This window comes from Microbacterium pasadenense (genome assembly GCF_047246565.1).
In the GTDB taxonomy this organism is placed as follows: domain Bacteria; phylum Actinomycetota; class Actinomycetes; order Actinomycetales; family Microbacteriaceae; genus Microbacterium.
The window spans coordinates 75,271-95,942 of sequence record NZ_JBFOKN010000003.1 but is presented as its reverse complement, the minus strand read 5'-3'; the positions used below and the strand labels follow the sequence as shown (position 1 = coordinate 95,942).

Annotated in this window: 19 protein-coding genes; 11 read left to right on the top strand and 8 right to left on the bottom strand. The window is 70.3% G+C overall.

Annotated elements, in window-relative coordinates; all coding sequences use genetic code 11:
- Positions 1-14: 14 nt before the first annotated feature.
- The 4 genes from AB3M83_RS11020 (at position 15) to AB3M83_RS11005 (ending at position 3,550) form a co-directional block, all read left to right on the top strand.
- A complete protein-coding gene (locus tag AB3M83_RS11020) occupies positions 15-455 on the top strand; it encodes a PTS mannitol transporter subunit IIA (RefSeq protein WP_412948040.1) in 441 nt (146 codons plus the stop codon).
- Complete coding sequence (locus AB3M83_RS11015) at positions 452-1,606, top strand: mannitol-1-phosphate 5-dehydrogenase (protein ID WP_412948038.1); 1,155 nt, start codon at positions 452-454, stop codon at positions 1,604-1,606. The genes AB3M83_RS11020 and AB3M83_RS11015 overlap by 4 nt, the downstream gene beginning before the upstream one ends.
- A gap of 9 nt (positions 1,607-1,615) precedes the next feature.
- A complete protein-coding gene (locus AB3M83_RS11010) occupies positions 1,616-2,401 on the top strand; it encodes an alpha/beta hydrolase (RefSeq protein WP_412948036.1) in 786 nt (261 codons plus the stop codon).
- Positions 2,402-2,728: 327 nt separating this feature from the next.
- A complete protein-coding gene (locus tag AB3M83_RS11005; protein WP_412948035.1) occupies positions 2,729-3,550 on the top strand; it encodes a hypothetical protein in 822 nt (273 codons plus the stop codon).
- A 568-nt stretch (positions 3,551-4,118) separates the two neighbouring features.
- Here the strand turns inward: AB3M83_RS11005 and AB3M83_RS11000 are convergent.
- The 8 genes from AB3M83_RS11000 to AB3M83_RS10965 form a co-directional block, all read right to left on the bottom strand.
- Positions 4,119-5,234, bottom strand: a complete 1,116-nt coding sequence (locus AB3M83_RS11000) for an adenosine deaminase (RefSeq protein WP_412948033.1) — start codon at positions 5,232-5,234, stop codon at positions 4,119-4,121.
- Positions 5,235-5,257: 23 nt separating this feature from the next.
- Positions 5,258-6,547 carry a thymidine phosphorylase gene (locus AB3M83_RS10995; protein ID WP_412948031.1) on the bottom strand — a complete coding sequence of 430 codons (1,290 nt, stop codon included), beginning with the start codon at positions 6,545-6,547 and terminating at the stop codon, positions 5,258-5,260.
- Positions 6,544-6,942, bottom strand: coding sequence for a cytidine deaminase (locus AB3M83_RS10990; protein ID WP_412948029.1), 399 nt, complete (start codon positions 6,940-6,942; stop codon positions 6,544-6,546). The genes AB3M83_RS10995 and AB3M83_RS10990 overlap by 4 nt, the downstream gene beginning before the upstream one ends.
- A gap of 2 nt (positions 6,943-6,944) precedes the next feature.
- The gene (locus tag AB3M83_RS10985; protein ID WP_412948027.1) at positions 6,945-8,231 is read right to left on the bottom strand and encodes an ABC transporter permease; all 1,287 of its coding nucleotides are present in this window, start codon (positions 8,229-8,231) and stop codon (positions 6,945-6,947) included.
- Entirely contained in the window at positions 8,228-9,541 is a 1,314-nt protein-coding gene (locus tag AB3M83_RS10980; protein WP_412948025.1) for an ABC transporter permease, read from the bottom strand. Before AB3M83_RS10980 ends, AB3M83_RS10985 begins: the two co-directional genes overlap by 4 nt.
- Positions 9,538-11,052: an ABC transporter ATP-binding protein gene (locus AB3M83_RS10975; RefSeq protein WP_412948023.1), complete on the bottom strand. Its 1,515-nt coding sequence runs from the start codon at positions 11,050-11,052 to the stop codon at positions 9,538-9,540. The genes AB3M83_RS10980 and AB3M83_RS10975 overlap by 4 nt, the downstream gene beginning before the upstream one ends.
- 104 nt (positions 11,053-11,156) lie before the next feature.
- Positions 11,157-12,281, bottom strand: coding sequence for a BMP family lipoprotein (locus AB3M83_RS10970; protein WP_412948021.1), 1,125 nt, complete (start codon positions 12,279-12,281; stop codon positions 11,157-11,159).
- A 164-nt stretch (positions 12,282-12,445) separates the two neighbouring features.
- Entirely contained in the window at positions 12,446-13,561 is a 1,116-nt protein-coding gene (locus tag AB3M83_RS10965) for a mannose-1-phosphate guanylyltransferase (protein WP_412948019.1), read from the bottom strand.
- A gap of 211 nt (positions 13,562-13,772) precedes the next feature.
- Here AB3M83_RS10965 and sdhC point away from each other — a divergent pair, with 211 nt between their 5' ends.
- From sdhC to trpS, 7 genes are read left to right on the top strand one after another with little or no spacing between them, the layout of a single operon-like run.
- Entirely contained in the window at positions 13,773-14,207 is a 435-nt protein-coding gene (gene sdhC / locus AB3M83_RS10960) for a succinate dehydrogenase, cytochrome b556 subunit (RefSeq protein WP_412948017.1), read from the top strand.
- Positions 14,207-14,665, top strand: coding sequence for a succinate dehydrogenase, hydrophobic membrane anchor protein (sdhD, locus tag AB3M83_RS10955; protein ID WP_412948015.1), 459 nt, complete (start codon positions 14,207-14,209; stop codon positions 14,663-14,665). Before sdhC ends, sdhD begins: the two co-directional genes overlap by 1 nt.
- Positions 14,666-14,714: 49 nt before the next feature.
- Positions 14,715-16,541, top strand: a complete 1,827-nt coding sequence (gene sdhA / locus AB3M83_RS10950; protein WP_412948013.1) for a succinate dehydrogenase flavoprotein subunit — start codon at positions 14,715-14,717, stop codon at positions 16,539-16,541.
- Positions 16,541-17,299: a succinate dehydrogenase iron-sulfur subunit gene (locus AB3M83_RS10945; protein ID WP_412948011.1), complete on the top strand. Its 759-nt coding sequence runs from the start codon at positions 16,541-16,543 to the stop codon at positions 17,297-17,299. Before sdhA ends, AB3M83_RS10945 begins: the two co-directional genes overlap by 1 nt.
- Before the next feature lie 32 nt (positions 17,300-17,331).
- On the top strand, positions 17,332-18,498 hold the full coding sequence (locus AB3M83_RS10940) for a YihY/virulence factor BrkB family protein (protein ID WP_412948009.1): 1,167 nt from the start codon (positions 17,332-17,334) through the stop codon (positions 18,496-18,498).
- 20 nt (positions 18,499-18,518) lie between these two features.
- Positions 18,519-19,361 carry an exodeoxyribonuclease III gene (locus tag AB3M83_RS10935; RefSeq protein ID WP_412948007.1) on the top strand — a complete coding sequence of 281 codons (843 nt, stop codon included), beginning with the start codon at positions 18,519-18,521 and terminating at the stop codon, positions 19,359-19,361.
- 49 nt (positions 19,362-19,410) lie between these two features.
- Positions 19,411-20,415 carry a tryptophan--tRNA ligase gene (gene trpS / locus AB3M83_RS10930; RefSeq protein WP_412948005.1) on the top strand — a complete coding sequence of 335 codons (1,005 nt, stop codon included), beginning with the start codon at positions 19,411-19,413 and terminating at the stop codon, positions 20,413-20,415.
- The last annotated feature ends 257 nt before the right edge of the window (positions 20,416-20,672 follow it).

The window sequence follows — 20,672 nt, the reverse complement described above, 5'->3', positions numbered from 1 at the left end:
GAAGAGAGACACCCATGGCTCGCGAAGTTCTCACCCTCGGTCAGATCCGCATCCACTCCGGCTCGGTGAGCAAGGAGCAGGCGATGAAGGAGGCCGCCGACATCCTCGAGACGGCGGGTGCCGTCACCTCGGCGTACTTCGATGCGATGCAGCAGCGCGAGATCGCGGTGTCGACGTACATGGGCAATGAGCTCGCGATCCCGCACGGCACGAACGAGACCAAGGCGGCGATCCTCGACTCCGCGCTGTCGTTCGTGCGATACGACGGCGGCGTCGACTGGGGCGGCGAGCCGGTCACCTTCGTCGTCGGCATCGCGGGCAAGGGCGACGAGCACCTCGAGATCCTGTCGCAGATCGCACTGCTGTTCTCCGAGGACGAGGAGGTCGCCAAGCTGAAGGCGGCGACGACCCCCGAGGAGCTGTTCGCGCTGCTCTCGACGGTGAACAACGCATGAAGGCCGTCCACTTCGGCGCGGGCAACATCGGTCGCGGCTTCGTCGGCCTGCTGCTGCACGAGGGCGGCTACGAGCTCGTCTTCTCGGATGTCGCGGGCGCCCTCGTCGACGCCATCAACGCGGTCCCCGAGTACACCGTCCACGAGGTCGGCACCGGCGGGCGCGACACCGTCGTGACCGGCTTCCGCGCCATCAACAGCCAGAGCGACCCCGACGGAGTGGCCGACGAGATCGCGACCGCCGACGTCGTGACGACCGCCGTGGGGCCGAACATCCTCCCGTTCGTCGCCCCCAGCATCCTCGAAGGGCTGAAGCGGCGGGATGCCGCCGCCGCACCGCTGCAGGTCATGGCCTGCGAGAACGCGATCAACGCGACCGACCTGCTCCGCGCCGAGATCGAGACGCGCGCCGGCGACGAATGGGCGACGCTCGCGGACCGCGCCGTGTTCGCGAACACCGCCGTCGACCGCATCGTGCCGGGTCAGCCCGCCGACGGCGGCGTCGACGTCACGGTCGAGCCGTTCTACGAATGGGCCATCGAGAAGGGTCCGTTCGGCGCGAACCTGCCCCAGATCCCCGGCGCGCACTTCGTCGACGACCTGGCCCCCTACATCGAGCGCAAGCTGTTCACCGTCAACACCGGGCACGCCGCGACCGCCTACTTCGGCGCCGCTGCCGGCATCACGCGCATCTCGGACGCGCTGGCCGACCCGGCCATCGCCGCGAAGGTCGAGCAGGCGCTCACCGAGACCTCAGCGCTCCTGAGCGCGGTGCACCGGCTCGACCCCGCCGAGCTGGCCGAGTACCGGGCGACCATCCTGACGCGGTTCGCGAACCCCGCACTGCCCGACACGGTGCAGCGCGTGGGGCGTCAGCCGCTGCGGAAGCTGTCGCGCAACGAGCGGTTCATCGGTCCCGCGGCCGCCGCCGCGGAGCGCGGGCTGCCCGTCGACGGCCTCGTTGCCGCGGTGTCGGCCGCGCTCCGGTTCGAGGACGACGCCGATCCGCAGGCCGTCGAGCTCCAGGAGCGGCTGCGCTCCGAGGACGCGTCGGCGATCACGGCATCCGTCACCGGTCTTCCCGAGGGGCACCCGCTGTTCGGCCGTGTCCTCGATGCGGTGCGGACGCGACAGTCCGAGCTCGGCAGCTGACCGCCACCCGTGGCTGACCCGGCAGACGCCACGGCCGCGCGGTCACGTCGCCCGTCTCGCGGGCGGCGCATCCTCCGCGTCGTGGTGCTGTCGGTGCTCGGTCTCCTCGCCATCGCGGTCGTCGGCGTGGTCATCTGGAGTCAGGTCGGCGTGATGCCCGCCGAAGCGGAGCCGCTCGCGGCCGTCGAAGCCGACAGCCGGCTGTCCCTCGAGGAGCGGGACGGCAGCCTCGTCCTGGAGCCCGCGGACGGCGGTTCGGACGTGGGGATGGTCTTCATCCCCGGGGCGAAGGTCGAGGCATCCGCCTACGCTGCGAAGCTCGCCGACCTCGTTTCCGCCGCGGACGTCACCGTGGTGATCGCCCGGCCGTGGCTGAACCTCGCCTTCTTCGACCTGCGCCCGCTGTCCGCGTTCACCGACGCGGCGCCCGCCGTGGACACCTGGCTCGTCGGCGGGCACTCGCTCGGCGGCGTCCGCGCCTGCCAGCTCGCCGAGGATGCCGACGGCCTCGTCCTGTTCGCGTCCTACTGCGCCGCAGACCTGTCCGCGAGCGGGCTGCCGGTGCTGAGCCTCTCCGGGTCGGCGGACGGCCTCACCACGGCGGACAAGATCGCGGACGCGCGGCCGCTGCTGCCCGCCGACGCGACCCTGGTCGAGATCCCGGGAGCCGCGCACTCGTCGTTCGGCGACTACGGCTCGCAGGCCGGCGACGGCACCCCGACGATCTCCGACCCCGACATGACCGCCGCGCTGACGGCATCCGTCGCAGAGCTGGTCGCCGCACTCCCCCGCTGAGACGACTGCGAGAGCGGTTGCCGCCCGGGGGCGCCTGGGGCGGGCTGCCCCTTTGCCACCTGGGGCCGCTGGCGGCGGTGGCCGGCACGGCGGTGCCTGCAGGCCGAGCGCGGCACTCCCGGGCCGCGGCGGACGCCGCGGCGGCGGCACTCGCGACGGAGATCCGGGCGCAGCGCGTCCGATCCGGCGGCGGATCGGCTTCCCCGACCAGTTTCTCCGTCACGGGTGTCGGTCGTCGGCTCCTCCCCAGCCTGCGCGCGCCACGGCGATCCCCCGGGGACCGATCCGCCGCCCGTCGACCCGCGACTAGACCGGGATGGTGGGGCGATGACGGATGAACACCTCATCGACCGGACCCTCACCCGCGACGATCTGCGTGACCGCGGCTTCCGTCGCCGCGACCTCGACCGCGCCATCGCGTCCGGGCGTCTGCTGCGGCTGCGGCCGAACCGCTACGTCACCGCCGGTGTGACCGGTGACCAGCTGACGGCCATCGGACTCGGGGCACGGCTCGACTGCGTCTCACTGCTCCGCGCCCTCGGGGTCTTCGTCCTCGGCGACGACCGGCTGCACGTCCAGCTCGAGCCGCACGCGAGCCACCGTGGGCCGACCCCGGCGGGAGTCGTCCGGCACTGGCGGCCCAGCGGGCTCGAGCCCGCGACGGCGGCGACCGACGTCGTATCCGCGCTCGCCCAGGCCACGCGGTGCCAGGACCCGCGAGCCGCGATCGCGACACTCGACAGCGCGTGGCACGCCGGCGTGGTCGACGAGGCCGGCATCGCCGCGGTCTTCGCCCGTTTGCCCCGGAGGCTGCGGCGGCTGCGCAAGCTCCTCGACCCGCGCGCCGAGTCCGGGCCGGAGACCCTGATGCGCCTCATCCTGCGGTCGCTGGGCTGCTCGTGGGAGACGCAGACCGTGATCCGCGGCGTGGGCCGCGTCGACTTCGTGGTCGAGGGCTGGCTGATCATCGAGTGCGACAGCGAAGCGCACCACGCGAGTTGGGAGCAGCAGAAGCGGGACCGCCGCCGCGACCTCGCCGCTGCGGCACGGGGGTTCACGACGGTGCGTCCGATCGCAGAGGACATCTTCTTCCACCGCGACGCGCTACGCCGCGACCTCGCCGAGATCCTCGGATCCCGGCACCGGTGACGGAGCATTCGGGGCGGCAGGGGCGCTGGTCGGGAGATCCGGCGCGCACCGCCTGATCCTCCGTCCTCGCGGTCGTGGCCGGCGGGGCCGCCGCCCCTTGAGGCGGGAACTGCGGCGCGATTCGCGGCCGCGGGTGGGGCGGCACCGGCGACGGAGATTCAGGCACACTCGCGTCGTTCGGGCGGGTTTGAGCCGCTTTTCGCCGATTTCCCCGTCACGGATGCCGGGCGGGCAAGCCGGCCACCGGCGCCGCCGCTCCGGGACAGCCGCGGGCGGCCGCTCGCGGTCGAAGGATCCCCGGCACCGGGTGCCGCACGGCGGCCCCTCGCGACCGCGGGTGGGGCGGCACGCGCGACGGAGATTCGGGCAGCCACGCGTCGTTCGGGCGGGTTTGAGCCGCTTTTCGCCGATTTCCCCGTCACGGATGCCGGGCCGGCAACCGGCCGCCGGCGCCGCCGCTCCGAACTGCCGCGCCGGTGGCGAGCGGCCGGCAGATCCCGGCACGTCCGCCGCGCCGGCGGCTAGCGGCCGGCGGATCCCGGCACGGCCGTGCGGCGGGACTCGGGGATCAGCCCGAGAAGCCCTCAGCGATGAGCTCGATGAGCTCCTCGCGCTCCTCCACCGACAGGAAGGCCGCCGCGGCGGCGTTCAGCTGGAACGCCTCGAGGTCCTCGAGCGTGTAGTCGAACGTGTCGGCCAGGAGCTTCAGCTCGCGCGTCAGCGAGGTGCGGCTCATCGTCCGGTTGTCGACGTTCACCGTCACGGCGAAGCCGAGCTGGTAGAGCAGGTCGAAGGGATGGTCCTCGAGGCCGGTGCCCCACGCCGCGATCGCGCCGGTCTGCAGGTTCGACGAGGGCGACAGCTCGAGCGGGATCTCCCGGTCCCGGACCCAGCGGGCCAGGTCGCCGAACCGCACCTGCACCTCGTCGCCCTTCTGCTCGACGATGTCGAGGTCCTCGGCGATGCGCACCCCGTGGCCGAGCCGCAGCGCACGACCGTCGACGAGGGCCGATCGGATCGAGTCGAGCCCGGCCGCCTCGCCGGCATGCACCGTGACGGGGAAGAACTCGGATGCCAGGTACTCGAACGCCTCGCGGTGCTTCGACGCCGGGAACCCGTCCTCGGCGCCGGCGATGTCGAACCCGACGGCTCCGCGCCCGCGGTGCGCGACCGCCAGCTTCGCGATCTCCAGCGAGCGGTCCGCATGGCGCATCGCGGTGATCAGCTGGCCGACGCGGATGTCGCTCCCGGCGGCGTCGACGGCGTCCTCGCCCTCCTCGATGCCCTCCTGCACGGCTTCGACGGCCTCGTCGAGGCTCAGCCCGCCGGCCAGGTGCTGTTCCGGCGCCCAGCGCACCTCGCCGTAGATGACGCCGTCGGCGGCGAGATCCTCGACGAACTCCTTCGCGACGCGACGCAGCCCCTCACGGGTCTGCATGACGGCGATCGTCAGGTCGAAGGTCTTGAGGTACTCGACGAGGGAGCCCGAGTCGGCCTGGTCCTCGAACCAATCGGCGAGCTCGGCCGACTCCGTCGCCGGCACCTCGACGCCGGCCGCGTCGGCGAGCTCGAGGATGGTCTGCGGACGGAGGGCGCCGTCGAGGTGGTCGTGGAGCGACACCTTCGGCAGCGAACGGAGCGAGACGCCCTGGATCTTGGCGTCGCCGTGCTGGTCGATGGTCATGAGGATCTCCTCGGAGTCGTGGGTCAGGCGGTGATGCGCTCGAGGACGAGCGGAGTGGATGCCGGGGCTGCCGACCCGATCTCCCAGGCGCCCTCGACGGCCTCGGCGGCGCGGTCGAAGCGGCTCGCATCATCGGCCAGCAGGGTGAACAGCGGCTGGCCGGCGGTGACGGTGTCGCCCGGCTTGACGTGCAGGTCGATGCCGGCGGCGTGGATGACCGGATCCTGCGCGCGGGCGCGGCCCGCGCCCAGCCGCCACGCGGCGATGCCGAACGGCAGCGCCTCGAGGCGGGTCACGACCCCCGACGCGGGAGCCGTGATCGTGTGGGTCTCCCGGGCGGCCGGGAGGGCGGCATCCGGGTCACCGTCCTGCGCGGCGATCATCGCACGCCAGGCGTCCATGGCGCGGCCGTCCTTCAGCGCGGCCTCGACGTCCGCGTCGGGCTGACCGGCGAGGGCCAGCATCTCGCGCGCCAGCGCGACGGTGAGTTCGACGACGTCGGCGGAGCCGCCGCCGGCGAGCACCTCGACGGATTCCCGGACCTCGTTGGCGTTGCCGATCGCAAGCCCCAGCGGCGTGTTCATGTCGGTCAGCAGCGCGGTGGTCGCGACCCCCGAGTCGGTGCCGAGCGCCACCATCGTGCGAGCCAGCTCGCGTGCCTTGTCGACGTCGCGCATGAACGCGCCCGAGCCGAATTTCACGTCGAGCACGAGCGAGTCGGTGCCCTCGGCGATCTTCTTCGACATGATGCTCGACGCGATGAGCGGGATCGCCTCGACCGTGCCGGTCACGTCGCGGAGGGCGTAGAGGCGCTTGTCGGCGGGGGCGAGCCCGGAGCCTGCCGCGCAGATGACGGCGCCGACGCCGCGCATCTGCGCGACCATCTCGTCGTTGCTCAGCGCCGCCCGCCAGCCGGGGATCGCCTCGAGCTTGTCCAGGGTGCCACCGGTGTGGCCGAGGCCGCGTCCGGACAGCTGCGGGACGGCGACGCCGAAGGATGCCACGAGCGGCGCGAGCGGCAGCGTGATCTTGTCGCCGACGCCGCCGGTGGAGTGCTTGTCGACCGTCGGCTTGCCGAGGCCGGCGAAGCTCATCCGCTCCCCCGACGCGATCATGGCATCGGTCATGACGCGGATCTCGCTCCGGTCCATGCCGTTGAGCAGGACGGCCATCGCGAAAGCCGCCATCTGCGAGTCGGCGACGTACTCGCGCGTGTAGGCGTCGATCATCCACCGCAGGGCGTCCTCGGCGACGGCGCCGCCGTCGCGCTTGGTGCGGATCACGTCGACGGCGTCGAAGGGCTCCACGCTCATCGGGCGGCCTCCAGGTCGCGCGGCCCGAACGCGTCGGGGAGCACCTCGTCGATCGTGCGGATGCCGGAGACGGTCTCGAGCAGCATGCCCGGGAGGGCGAATTCGTACAGCAGCTGGCGGCAGCGACCGCACGGCATGATGGTCTCGCCGTCGTTGTTGACGCACACGAAGGCGACGAGCTCGCCTCCGCCGGTCATCTGCAGGTTGCCCACGAGGCCGCACTCGGCGCACAGCCCGACGCCGTACGACGCGTTCTCCACGTTGCAGCCCGTCACGATGCGTCCGTCGCTCACGAGGGCGGCGGCGCCCACGCGGTAGCGCGAGTACGGCGCATAGGCCTTCTCCATCGCGTCGACGGCGGCGCCGCGGAGTTCGTCCCAATCGATGTCGGTCACAGTCATCCCTTGATGTACGGCTTGCCCGACGCGGCCGGTCCTCGGATCTGACCGGCGAAGCCGGCCACGGCGAGGATCGTCACGACGTACGGGAGCATGAGCATGAATTCGCTCGGAATCGGCGTCTTCAGAACCGTCAGCAGGTTCTGCAGGGTGGTCGCGAATCCGAACAGCAGCGCGGCGAGTGCCGCGCGGATCGGGTCCCAGCGTCCGAAGATCACCGCGGCGAGGGCGATGAAGCCGAGACCCGCGGTCATCTCCTTGCCGAACTGGGGCACCGAGACGAGCGTGAAGTACGCGCCGCCGATGCCGGCGATCGCACCGGCGAGCGACACGTTCCAGAACCGCAGCCGGTTCACGTTGATGCCGACGGTGTCGGCCGCCTGCGGGTGCTCGCCGACCGCGCGCAGACGCAGACCCCACCGGGTGCGGTACAGCCCCCAGGCCACGATCGCCACCGTGAGGAACATCAGGTACACGATGAAGGTCTGGTTGAACAGCACGGGGCCGATGATCGGGATCTCGCTGAGCAGCGGGATCTCGATGCGCGTGAACCGGATCGGCGAGTTCAGCTGGTCCTCGTTCGGGACGAGGAGCGCTCCGTAGAGGAAGCCGGTCAGGCCGGTGACGAGGACGTTGAGCACGACACCGACGATGACCTGCTCGACGAGGTACTTGATCGCGAACGCCGCGAGGACGAACGCGACCAGCACGCCGCCGATCATCGCACCGACGAGGCCGACGAACGGGTTGCCGGTGATGCTCGACAGGAGCGCCGCCGAGAAGGCGCCGAGGAGCAGCTGTCCCTCGATCGCGACGTTGACGACGCCGACCCGCTCGCCGATGACGCCGCCGAGCGCGCCGAACACCAGCGGCACCGACAGCGAGATGGCGCCGGCGAGGAGGCCCGTGACGGGCACGAGACCGTCCGCGGCAGCCCAGGTCAGGAACGCGAACACCGCGAGGATGCTGTAGGCGACGGCGAGCCACATCGGCGACCGCCGGTACGACAGCGCGTCCCAGAACGCCCATGCCGTCAGCGCCGCGAGGAGCACGAGGGTGATCCAGGAGGTCGGCGCCGTGGGCACCCCGAGGTTCGGGAGGGCGACGGCGGATGCCGCATCCCCCAGCCGGAAGGTGCTCGTGCCGCTGCGCGGCGCGGCCAGGAACAGCACCGCGAGGAACACGGTCACCGCCGCCAGCACGATGGGCAGCTTCAGCTGCCGGCGCTTCACGGTGGCGAGGTGGATGGCCCCGTCGGGAGCCGTGGTGGGAGCGAGCGCGCTCATGCGGACACCGCCTTCTTGGCAGCCTTGGCTCGCGCCTTGGCGGCCTTCTCCGCGTCGGTCTTGGGAAGGAAGAACACCGTGCGCAGCAGCGGCGGCGCGGCGATGAACAGCACGATGAGCGACTGCACGACGAGCACGATGTCGACCGGGATGCCCTGCGCCTGCATGGCGAACGACCCTGCCTTCAGCGCGCCGAACAGGATGCCGGCGGCGAACACGCCCCACGGGCGGCTGCGCCCGAGGAGCGCGACGGTGATCGCGTCGAAGCCGATGCCGGCGTCGATCGTCCCGGTGAAGCCGGTCGTCACCGACCCCTGGATCTGGTTCATCGCGGCGAGCCCCGCGAGGCCGCCCGCGAACAGCATGGCGTAGATGTAGACGCGCTCCACGCTGATGCCGGCGGCGCGCGCCGCATGGGGGTTCTCACCGACCGCGCGCATCCGCAGTCCGAGGCTGGACCGCTCGATCACCCACCAGACGATCACGGTGGCGAGGATCACGATGATGAAGCCCCAGTCCAGCAGCGGGAACTGCGTGCCCAGCAGCTGCGGGAACTGCGCCGACTCGGGGGTCGCCGCGGTGACGGGCTGGTTGGTCCCCGGCTTCTGCAGCAGCGACGGGGTGCGGATCATCCACAGCACCAGGTAATAGGCGATGTAGTTGAGCATGATCGTGAGGATCACCTCGTGCGCCCCCGTGCGCGCCTTCAGGAGACCGACGATCCCGCCCCAGAGCGCACCGCCGACGATGCCGGCGACCAGGGTCAGCGGCAGGTGGAGCACCATCGGGAGGTCGACGTTGAAGGTGACGAGCGCGGCGAAACCGGCGGCCACCAGCATCTGACCGCGCGCGCCGATGTTGAACAGGCCCGCACGGAAGGCGAGGGCGACGCCGAGACCCGCGGCGATGAGCGGAGCGGCGAAGCCCAGCGAGTTCGTCAGCGGCCGGATCTGCAGGGCGAACTCGTCGACCGTGAAGTTGAACACGGAACCGCGGAACAGGGCCGCGTACCCGTTGGCGACCGAATTCCAGATCGCGACGAGGGTGTCCGTGGGACGGGAGAAGAAGTATCCGGACGCGGTCCGCACATCGTCGTTGGTCGCTGCGATGAGCACGCCGCCGGCGATCAGCGCGAGCACGATCGCCAGCACCGTCGTCACGGCGCTGCCGCGCAGCAGCTCCTTGATGAGGACGTTCGTGCGGGGCACGGCGGGCACCTCGCCTCCGGTGAGAGGGCCGGACGCGTGCGGCAGCTGCGGGTCTGCGGTGCTGCGGGTCGCGTCGTCGGGGCCGGGCGTCGTTCCGCTCATGCGGCCACCTCCGGGTCGGTCGCGCCGGCCATCATCAGGCCGAGGATGTCGCGGGCGGTGTCGGCCGGGACGATGCCGACGATCGCACCGCGGTACATGACCGCGATCCGGTCCGCGAGCGCCGTGACCTCGTCGAGTTCCGTCGAGACGACGACGACGGGAACGCCGGCATCCCTCGTCTCGATGATCCGCTTGTGGATGAATTCGATGGAGCCGACGTCGACGCCGCGGGTCGGCTGCGCGGCGATGAACAGCCGCAGGTCGCGGCTCATCTCGCGCGCGATGACGACCTTCTGCTGGTTGCCGCCGGACAGCGTGCCGGCGGGGACGTCGGGGCCCTGGGTGCGGATGTCGTACTCCGCGATCCGCTCGCGCGCGAACGTGTCGAGGACGCCGCGGCGGATGGTGCCGGCGCCGACGAACTGGGGGTCGCTGGACCGGTCGAGGATGAGGTTCTCGGCGACGGAGAACGAGCCGACGAGCCCATCCTCGGTGCGGTCCTCGGGGACGAAGCCGACGCCCTCATCGAGGATCGCCCGCACGCTCTTCCCGGCGAGCTCGACGCCGCCCAGGCGGATCGATCCCTCCGTGCGGGCGGCGAGCCCGACCATCGCGTCGACGAGCTCGGTCTGGCCGTTGCCCTGCACACCGGCGATGGCGAGGACCTCTCCGGGGCGGACGTCGAAGCTGACGTCGTCGACGACGATCTGCCCGGATGCCGTGAGCACGCGGAGGTTCCGCACCTCCAGTCCGCCGTCGGTCGGCTGGGCGGGCGTCTTCTGCACGGTGAGCTCCACCGCACGGCCGACCATGAGGGAGGCGAGCTCGGCGTTCGTCGCCGTGGGCGACGCCTCGCCGACGACCTTGCCGAGGCGGATGACGGTGATGCGGTCGGCGACCTCGCGGACCTCACGGAGCTTGTGGGTGATGAAGACGATGGCGGTGCCCTCGGCCTTGAGCTGGCGCATGATCGCCATCAGCTCATCGGTCTCCTGAGGGGTGAGCACGGCGGTGGGCTCGTCGAACACGAGCACCTTCGCATCGCGGGAGAGCGCCTTGATGATCTCGACGCGCTGCTGCACGCCGACGGGAAGGTCACCGACCAGCGCGTCGGGGTCGATCTCGAACCCGAACCGGTCCGCGACGTCGCGGACGTGCCGGCGGGCGGCGGCGATGTCGAGGCGGCCGAGCGCCTTCGTGTCCTCGTTCCCGAGCATGACGTTCTCGGCGACGGTGAACACCGGGATGAGCATGAAGTGCTGGTGCACCATGCCGATCCCCGCGGTCATCGCGTCGCCGGGGCCACGGAAGTGCTGGACGACGTCGTCCAGCAGGATCTCACCCTCGTCGGCCTGGTAGAGGCCGTAGAGGACATTCATCAACGTCGACTTGCCGGCACCGTTCTCGCCGAGCAGGGCGTGGATCTCACCCGGCTGGACGACGAGGTCGATGCTGTCGTTGGCGACGAGGCTTCCGAATCGTTTTGTGATTCCACGGAGCTCGAGCTTCATATCTGAACCCTATCTTCGACCGCCACCCGTGGGAGGCGGGACGAGACCGCACACGGCGATCGGGGCGGACAGCTTCCGCTGCCCGCCCCGATCGTCGTGTGGACTTACTGCTGGGGCGAGTTCTTCGACTCGACCGTGATGTCACCGGCGATGATGGCCTCCTGCAGGGCGGACAGCTCGTCGGCCAGACCCTCGGGAAGCTCGGCTTCGAAGTCGCCGAAGCCGGAGAGCTTGACGCCCTCGTTCTCGAGCGTGCCGATGTACGGCGCGACGTCGAAGTCGCCGGCGGCGGCCTCGACCGTGGCATCCTTCACCGCGACGTCGATCGCCTTCATGATCGAGACGAGCGTGATGTCGCTCACGCCGCTGTCCTTGACCGCGAGGTCGGAGTCGACACCGAGCATGAGGACGTCCGAGCCGCCGTCGGCGATGGCGGCCGCGGCGCTCTCGTAGATGGGACCGCCGACGGGGAGGATGACGTCGACGCCCTGGTCGAGGACACCCTGAGCGGTCTGCTTCGCGGTGTCGTTCGCCGCGAAGCCACCGGTGAAGCTGCCCTCCTGGTCGGCGACGTTCCAGCCGAAGAGGTCGACCGAGGCACCCTTGTCCTCGTTGTACTTCTCGACACCGAGCGCGTAGCCGTCCATGAACACGGCGACGGACGGGATCTGCATGCCGCCGAAGGTGCCGACCTTGTTCACGCCGGACTCCGCCGACCATGCCGCAGCGGCGTAGCCGCCGAGGTACGCGGCCTCGGCCGTGTTGAAGACGAGCGGCTTGATGTTCGGGGCATCGGTCTCGTTGTTGAAGTCGTTGTCCGCGAGGTCGTCGATGATGGCGTAGTCGATGTCGGGGTTGTTGTTCGCCGACTCGACCGTGGCGGCCGAGAGGTTGAAGCCGACCGAGACGATGAACGAGCAGCCCTGCGCGACGAGCTCCTCGAGGTTGGGCGCGTAGTCGTTCGGGGTGGTCGACTCGAGCTCGATGCCCTCGACGCCGAGCTCTTCGAGAGCGGCGTCCATGCCTTCCTTGGCGGACTGGTTGAACGACTTGTCGTTCCACCCGCCCTCGTCGGAGATCAGGCAGGGCTTGAAGCCGTCGACGACATCCGCTTCGGGTGCGGCGCCGGACGGGGAAGCCTCGGGAGCGCTGCCGCAGGCGGCGAGAGCGACGAGGAGCGCCGCAGCGCCCGTGGCGCCGAGGAGCTTCTTTGTGGTCGAAATGGTCAATGCAGCCTCCACATTGATGCGCCCCGCGGATCTCGCGGGGACAAGGTGAAAAGTTACCCACTGTGACGACGAGGGAGTGCCTCAGCGACACTCCCGGGCGCAATGGTTACAAAGACGCAACCTGCGCGACTCGCACGGCGCTCATCCAGAACGCCGCGTCGAAATCAGAGGACGTCGCCGCGGCCGGTGACCTTGAGGGCGTCGACCACGCTCTTCACCCGCTGCGCATGCTCGCTCGTGGTGACCAGCAGCGCGTCGTCGGTGTCGACGACGACGATGTCTTTGACGCCGATGATGCTGATGACGCGACTGGTCTGCGAGACCACGATCCCGCTCGCGGCGTCCGACAGCACCCGCGCGTTCTCGCCCAGGATCGCGAGATCGTTGCCGCGGCCGTTGGAGTTGAGCTTCGCGAGACTCGCGAAGTCCCCGACGTCGTCCCAGTCGAAGTGACCCGGGACCACGGCGAGCCGGCCCTTCTCCGCCGCGGGCTCCGCGACGACGTAGTCGATCGCGATCTTCCGCAGTCGCGGCCAGATCCGGTCGACGGCGGGGCCCCGTCGTTCGCGGTCGTCCCAGGCCTCGGCGAGCTCGAGGAGGCCGGCGTGGAGCTCGGGGCTGTTCGCCTCGATCTCGGCGAGCAGCACATCGGCACGGGAGATGAACATGCCGGCGTTCCAGAGGTAGGAGCGGTCGGCGACGTAGGAGCGGGCCGTCTCGAGGTCGGGCTTCTCGACGAAGCGCTCGACGAGCGAGGCGTCCCGGGCCCCCTCGACGATGAGCTCACCGCCGCGCTTGATGTAGCCGAAGCCGACGGCGGGCTCGGACGGCGCGATGCCGATGGTGCAGATGTACCCCTCCCGCGCCACCTCCACAGCATCGCGGACCGCGAACTCGAACACGCGCGTGCCGCGGATGACGTGGTCGGCGGCGAAGGAACCGATGATGACGTCGGGGTGGCGACGGTGCAGGATCGCCGCGGCCAGGCCGATCGCCGCCGCCGAGTCGCGCGGCTCCGATTCGAGGATGACGTTCCGGTCGGCGATGCCGGGCAGCTGCGCCTCCACGGCGGCGCGGTGCGCCCGCCCGGTGACGACGGCGATGCGGTCCGGACCGGTCAGCGGCTCGAGCCGGTTCCAGGTGTCGCGCAGCAGGGAATGGCCCGACCCGGTCAGGTCGTGCAGGAACTTCGGCGCGTCGGCGCGCGAGAGCGGCCACAGCCGTGAGCCGACCCCTCCTGCGGGGATGACGGCGTAGAAATCCGGGATGTGATCGAGCATGGTCGAACCCTACCGGGCGCACCGGGACGGCCCGGATGCGGGAGGTATCTCGACGTCGAGAGAACTTAGGTCCGCCTTCGTCGCCCCACCCCGAATACCGCCATAGGATGGAGGGTGCGCCCGTACTGCGACGAAGGGCGACATTCCCCTCGGGATGCCGCCGTTCCTCGCCGCATCGAGAGCGTCCCATCTCATCCAAGGGAGGACGACCGTGTCTGCACCAGCACGCGTCACACCGTCGGTAGCTGAGACCACATCCAAGACCCCGCGCGGCACGCTGTACCGCGGCAACGAGGGCATGTGGTCGTGGGTGCTGCACCGCATCACCGGCGTGGCCATCTTCTTCTTCCTGCTCGTGCACGTCCTCGACACGTCGCTGATCCGCGTGGCACCCGAGGCGTACGACGCAGTCATCGGCACCTACAAGAACCCGATCATGGGGCTCGGCGAGGTCGCCCTCGTCGCCGCGATCGTCTACCACGCCTTCAACGGCCTCCGCGTGATCGCCGTCGACCTGTGGCCGTGGGCAACGCGCCACCAGCGTCAGCTGTGGTGGGGTGTGCTGGCCGTCTGGGCCGTCACGCTCATCGGCTTCTCCGCCCGCCACCTGCCGAACGTCTTCTCGCACATGGGAGGCGAGCACTGATGACCGCTGACACCCTGGCCGCGCCCCGCAGCCCGCAGAGCGGCAACGTCCGCAAGAAGGGCCTGAACGTCGAGAAGTGGGGCTGGGTCTTCATGCGCGTCTCCGGCGTGCTGCTGCTCGTCCTCATCTTCGGGCACCTCTTCACGAACCTGATGGTGGGCGACGGCATCTCGGCGCTGGACTTCGCGTTCGTGGCCGGAAAGCTCGCGTCGCCGTTCTGGCAGGTGTGGGACTTCCTCATGCTGGTGCTGGCATTCATCCACGGCACCAACGGCATGCGCACGATCGTGATCGACTACGTGACCAACGCGAAGGTCCGGAAGGTCCTGGTGGTCGCACTCGTCACGGTCTGCGCACTCATGATCCTGCTGGGCACGCTGGTCATCTTCACCTTCGATCCCTGCATCCCCAACCTCAGCGACGGCAGCATCGTCGCCGAGGTCTGCAACGCCCGCTGAGCCGGCTCCCGCCCGGCACGCACGCGCTTAGAACAGAGGCAATTCCCACGTGAGCACCCAGACTGCAGACTCCGTCGTGAAGGACGGCGTCCACTACCACCAGTTCGACGTCGTCATCGTCGGCGCCGGGGGCGCCGGCATGCGCGCCGCGATCGAGGCCGGTCCCGGCGCGAAGACAGCGGTCATCACCAAGCTCTACCCCACCCGCAGCCACACCGGCGCGGCGCAGGGCGGCATGGCGGCGGCGCTCGCGAACGTCGAAGAGGACTCGTGGGAGTGGCACACCTTCGACACCGTCAAGGGCGGCGACTACCTCGTCGACCAGGACGCGGCCGAGATCCTCGCGAAGGAGGCCATCGACGCGGTCATCGATCTCGAGAACATGGGACTCCCCTTCAACCGCACGCCGGACGGCAAGATCGACCAGCGTCGCTTCGGCGGCCACACCGCCGACCACGGCAAGAGCCCGGTCCGCCGCGCCTGCTACGCCGCCGACCGCACCGGCCACATGATCCTGCAGACGCTGTTCCAGAACTGCGTCAAGCTCGGCATCAACTTCTTCAACGAGTTCTACGCGCTCGACCTGATCACGGTGAAGGATGCCCTGGGTCGGACCCAGATCGCGGGCGTCGTCGCCTACGAGCTCGCCACCGGCGACCTGCACGTCTTCCACTCCAAGGCCGTGGTCTTCGCGACGGGCGGCTTCGGCAAGATCTTCAAGACGACCTCCAACGCCCACACCCTCACCGGTGACGGCGTCGGCATCATCTGGCGCAAGGGCCTGCCCCTCGAGGACATCGAGTTCTTCCAGTTCCACCCGACCGGCCTTGCCGGACTCGGCATCCTCCTCACCGAGGGCGCGCGCGGCGAAGGCGCGATCCTGCGCAACGCCTCGGGTGAGCGGTTCATGGAGCGCTACGCCCCGACGATCAAGGACCTGGCGCCCCGAGACATCGTCGCCCGGTGCATGGTGAAGGAGGTGCTGGAAGGTCGCGGCGCCGGTCCCAACAAGGACTACGTCTACCTCGACTGCACCCACCTCGGCGCCGAGGTCCTCGAGACCAAGCTGCCCGACATCACCGAGTTCGCCCGCACGTACCTGGGTGTCGACCCGGTCGTCGAGCCCGTGCCGGTCATGCCGACCGCACACTACGCAATGGGCGGCATCCCGACCAACAACGACGGCGAGGTGCTCGCCGACAACGACACCGTCGTCCCCGGCCTGTACGCCGCCGGCGAGTGCGCCTGCGTATCGGTGCACGGCGCGAACCGCCTCGGCACCAACTCGCTGCTGGACATCAACGTGTTCGGCAAGCGCTCGGGCCGCAACGCCGTCGAGTACGTGAAGACGGCCGAGTTCGTCCCGCTTCCCGAGGACCCCGCGAAGGACGTCCGCGAGATGATCGAGGGCCTGCGCAACAACGCCGGCACCGAGCGCATCGCGACCCTCCGCAAGACCCTCCAGGAGGAGATGGACGCGAACGCCCAGGTCTTCCGCACCGAGGAGACCCTGACCGACGTCATGGGCACCATCAACGACCTGCGCGAGCGGTACAAGAACATCCACGTCGACGACAAGGGCAAGCGGTACAACACCGACCTGCTCGAGGCCGTCGAGCTCGGCTTCCTCCTGGACATCGCCGAGATCGTCGCCTACGCCGCCCGCAACCGCAAGGAGAGCCGCGGCGGCCACATGCGCGAGGACTACCCCGACCGCGACGACGAGAAGTACATGCAGCACACGATGGCGTATCTCACGGGCGACCCGCACTCGGCGAACCCCGAGGACCACATCCGCCTGGACTGGAAGCCGGTCGTGTTCACGAAGAACGAGAAGGGCGAGTTCAACTACCCGCCGATGGAGAGGAAGTACTGATGACGCTCGTCGCCGACGACGCTGTGGAAGCCCCCGCCGAGGAGGCCATCCAGTCGTACCTCGTCACCTTCATCGTCCGCCGGTTCAACCCGGAGGTCGATGCGGAGCCGCACTGGGTCGACTACGACGTGGAGATGTACCCCACCGACCGGGTGCTCGACGCGCTGCACCGCATCAAGTGGGACGTGGACGGCTCGCTCGCCTTCCGGCGCTCCTGCGCGCACGGCATCTGCGGGTCGGATGCCATGCGCATCAACGGCCGCAACCGTCTGGCCTGCAAGACGCTGATCAAGGACCTCGACATCTCGAAGCCGATCTACGTCGAGGCGATCAAGGGCCTGCCGCTCGAGAAGGACCTCATCGTCGACATGGACCCGTTCTTCGAGTCCTTCCGCGACGTGCAGCCCTTCCTGCAGCCGAAGACGGCGCCCGAGCCGGGCAAGGAGCGCATCCAGTCGATCAAGGACCGGGCCGTGTACGACGACACCACCAAGTGCATCCTCTGCGCCGCGTGCACCTCGTCCTGCCCCGTGTTCTGGACCGACGGCCAGTACTTCGGTCCCGCCGCGATCGTCAACGCGCACCGCTTCATCTTCGACTCGCGCGACGACGCGGGCGATGTGCGCCTGGACATCCTCAACGACAAGGAAGGCGTGTGGCGCTGCCGCACGACCTTCAACTGCACCGAGGCGTGCCCGCGCGGCATCGAGATCACCAAGGCGATCGCCGACGTCAAGCAGGCGGTCCTGCGGGGCTGACCGCCTCACAGCGCTGCCGCTAGCCTGACGGCGTGAGCTCGGACGACGCAGAGTCGGACCTGTCCCTTCGTGAACGCTGGGACGGGTCCCGGCTCCGCGAGCGCCTGGAGCCGCCGATCGAGCGCGCCGCCGGGCTGACCCGCCGCACCCTCGGCTGGTTCCCCATCCGGGTGTGGCGCCACTTCCTGCAGCACAACGGTTTCCTCCTGGCCGCCAGCATCAGCTACCAGGCGCTGTTCGCCATCTTCGCGACCCTGTACACCGCGTTCGCGGTCGCCGGCCTCTGGCTCGGCGGCTCGAGCGAGGCGGTCGACGGCCTCATCGCCATCGTGAACTCGTATCTGCCGGGGCTCATCGCCCCGGACGGTCCCGTGAAGCCGGACGACGTCGCCGCGATCGCGCGCACGAGCGGCGGCGTGCTGGCCGTCACCGGCGCCGCGGCGTTCGCCGTCGCGGTCTGGACCGCGATCGGGTTCGTGACGTTCGCGCGTCGCGCCATCCGCGACAGCTTCGGGCTGCCCTTCGACAAGCGCAACTTCCTCCTGCTGAAGCTCGGCGACTTCGTCGCGGCGATCCTCTTCGGCGTCGCGCTGCTGCTCGGCGCGGGGCTCGGTCTCATCGCGGGCGGCATCGTCGCCCAGGTCTTCTCCTGGCTCGCCGTGCCGTACGAGAGCACCGCCGTCGACCTGCTGGGCCGCATCGTCTCGGTCGTCGTCGGCTTCGCACTCAACGCGGCGGCGCTGACCGCCCTCATCCGCTTCCTCACCGGCACGTCACTGCCGTGGCGGGCGATCATCCCGGGTGCGACGCTCGGCGGCGCCGCCCTCAGCCTCCTCCAGCTCGGCGCCGGCTTCCTCGCCGTCTACTCCCCCACCAACCCGCTGCTGGCGACCTTCTCGGTCGTGGTCGGCTTCCTGCTGTGGCTGCGTCTCGCCGGCATCGTCATGCTCGTCGCGGCATCCTGGGTCGCCGTCGCCGCCGACGACGCCGGGATCCCGCTCGTGATCCCCACGGCGGAGGAGCAGCGCGAGCGCGAGCGTCGCGCACGGCTGGTGCTCGCCGATGCGCGCGTGAAGGACGCGGCATCCGCCCTCGCCGAGGCGTCGTGGTGGCGGCGCCCCGCCGCGCGGCGCGCCCTGCGGGCGGCCGAGGAGCGCCGCGCAGCCGTCTCGCCGTCGGCGGAGCCGGGACGTCGGTGACCCGGCTTACGCTGGAACGCGTGCCTCGCCCCCTTCGCATCGCCTCGGTCAACGTCAACGGCATCCGCGCCGCCGCCCGGAAGGGGATGCACGGCTGGCTGGAGACGGCGGACGTCGACATCCTCACCCTGCAGGAGGTCCGCGCCGAGGCCGCCGACCTCGCCGCGGCCCTGCCGGGCTGGCACTTCGTCAACGACGAGGCGCTCGCGAAGGGACGCGCCGGCGTCGCCATTGCGGCCCGGGAGCCCCTCGACATCTGGCGGGTCGACCTCGGCGACGACACCCTCGACTCCAAGGGCCGCTGGGTCGAGGCCGACATCGACGTCGACGGCGAGCAGATCACGGTGGTGAGCGCGTACGTGTTCACGGGCGAGGCGGACACCGACAAGCAGGTCGCGAAGTACTCCTTCCTCGACGCCATGGAGCAGCGGATGGGACACCTCGGCGCCGGGCTCGCCGTGATCACCGGCGACCTCAACGTCGGTCACCGCGAGTTCGACATCCGCAACTGGAAGGGCAACGTCAAGAAGGCCGGCTTCCTCCCGCGCGAGCGCGCCTACTTCGACCGCTTCACCGCTCCCGCCGGCGCGAGCATCACGACCGCCGACGGCGCGACGGGCACCGGCCTCGGCTGGAGCGACGTCGGTCGCACCTTCGCGGGCGAGATCGACGGTCCGTACACATGGTGGTCGAACCGCGGCAAGGCCTTCGACAACGACACCGGATGGCGCATCGACTACCACCTCGCCTCGCCTCCGCTGGCGCCGCGCGTGACCGACTACCGGGTCGTGCGCGCCGCGTCCTGGGACACCCGCTGGAGCGACCACGCCCCCGTCATCGCGGACTACGCGGTCGGGCGCTGACCCGGGCGGGGTCGGCGGGGCGGCATCCGTTCGCGCCTAGGATTGACGGGTGAGCAAACCCCGCCTGTACTCCGGAATGCAGCCGTCCGCCGATTCTCTCCAGATCGGCAACTACATCGGGGCTCTCATGCAGTGGCGGGACCTGCAGGAGTCGTACGAGGCGTTCTTCTCCGTCGTCGACCTCCACGCCCTCACCCAGCCGAACGACCCGGCGGAGCTGCGCGAGAAGACGCGTCGCACCGCCGCCCAGTACATCGCGGCGGGCATCGAGCCCGCGAAATCGACGCTGTACGTGCAGTCGCACGTCCGCGCGCACGCCGAGCTGGCGTGGATCCTCTCCACCGTCACCGGCTTCGGCGAGGCCGGCCGGATGACGCAGTTCAAGGACAAGTCCTCGCGCTACGGGACGGATGCCACGAGCGTCGGCCTCTTCACCTACCCGGTCCTGATGGCGGCCGACATCCTGCTGTACCAGACCGACATCGTGCCGGTCGGCGACGACCAGAAGCAGCACGTCGAGCTCACCCGCGACCTCGCGGAGCGGTTCAACGGCCGCTACGGCGAGGCCTTCCGGGTGCCGATCCCGGTCATCCAGAAAGACACGGCCCGCATCTACGACCTCCAGAACCCGACCGCGAAGATGTCGAAGTCGGCGGAGTCGGATGCCGGTGTGCTCTGGCTGCTGGACGATCCGGCGAAGTCGGCGAAGAAGGTCATGCGCGCGGTGACCGACTCAGAGGGCGTCGTGCGGTACGACCGCGAGAACAAGCCCGGTGTCTCGAACCTGCTGGTCATCTACGCGGCGCTCAGCGGCCGGCAGATCCCGGCGATCGAAGACGAGTACGCCGGCCGCGGCTACGGCGACTTCAAGAAGGGTCTCGCCGAGGTGGTCGTGAACGAGTTCGGACCCGTCCGCGAGCGCGCCCTCGAGCTGCTGGACGACCCGGCCGAGCTCGACCGCGTCCTGGCCGCGAACGCCGCCCGTGCGGAGGAGGTCGCCGACGCGACCCTCCGCGACGTGTACGACAAGGTGGGCCTGCTCCGCCGCGGCTGAGTCTCCGCCGCGCCGGGGCGCGGCGACCGCGTCGGCGGGCGCGTCGCGGCCGGCATCCGTTGCGGCTGCACGACCGCGGGGGCTGATGGCATCCGGTGGGGCCGATGCGGCACCGCCCCACGCGCCGGTCGTGCATCCGTGTCGGCACGGGCGCCACCGCCGGGGTTCGGGCCAGGCCGCGGCCGACGACCGCACCCCGCAGCGGTCGCCGGACCTCGTCAACCCCTGACGCCCGGTCACCGCCGCGTGGCAGGATG

Bases quoted from the DNA above. Each gene is read 5' to 3' on its own strand.
- AB3M83_RS11020 (WP_412948040.1), top strand. From the start codon at position 15: ATGGCTCGCGAAGTTCTCACCCTCGGTCAGATCCGCATCCACTCCGGC.
- AB3M83_RS11015 (WP_412948038.1), top strand. From the start codon at position 452: ATGAAGGCCGTCCACTTCGGCGCGGGCAACATCGGTCGCGGCTTCGTC.
- AB3M83_RS11005 (WP_412948035.1), top strand. From the start codon at position 2,729: ATGACGGATGAACACCTCATCGACCGGACCCTCACCCGCGACGATCTG.
- AB3M83_RS11000 (WP_412948033.1), bottom strand. From the start codon at position 5,234: ATGACCATCGACCAGCACGGCGACGCCAAGATCCAGGGCGTCTCGCTC.
- AB3M83_RS10995 (WP_412948031.1), bottom strand. From the start codon at position 6,547: ATGAGCGTGGAGCCCTTCGACGCCGTCGACGTGATCCGCACCAAGCGC.
- AB3M83_RS10985 (WP_412948027.1), bottom strand. From the start codon at position 8,231: ATGAGCGCGCTCGCTCCCACCACGGCTCCCGACGGGGCCATCCACCTC.
- AB3M83_RS10980 (WP_412948025.1), bottom strand. From the start codon at position 9,541: ATGAGCGGAACGACGCCCGGCCCCGACGACGCGACCCGCAGCACCGCA.
- AB3M83_RS10975 (WP_412948023.1), bottom strand. From the start codon at position 11,052: ATGAAGCTCGAGCTCCGTGGAATCACAAAACGATTCGGAAGCCTCGTC.
- AB3M83_RS10965 (WP_412948019.1), bottom strand. From the start codon at position 13,561: ATGCTCGATCACATCCCGGATTTCTACGCCGTCATCCCCGCAGGAGGG.
- sdhD (WP_412948015.1), top strand. From the start codon at position 14,207: ATGACCGCTGACACCCTGGCCGCGCCCCGCAGCCCGCAGAGCGGCAAC.
- AB3M83_RS10945 (WP_412948011.1), top strand. From the start codon at position 16,541: ATGACGCTCGTCGCCGACGACGCTGTGGAAGCCCCCGCCGAGGAGGCC.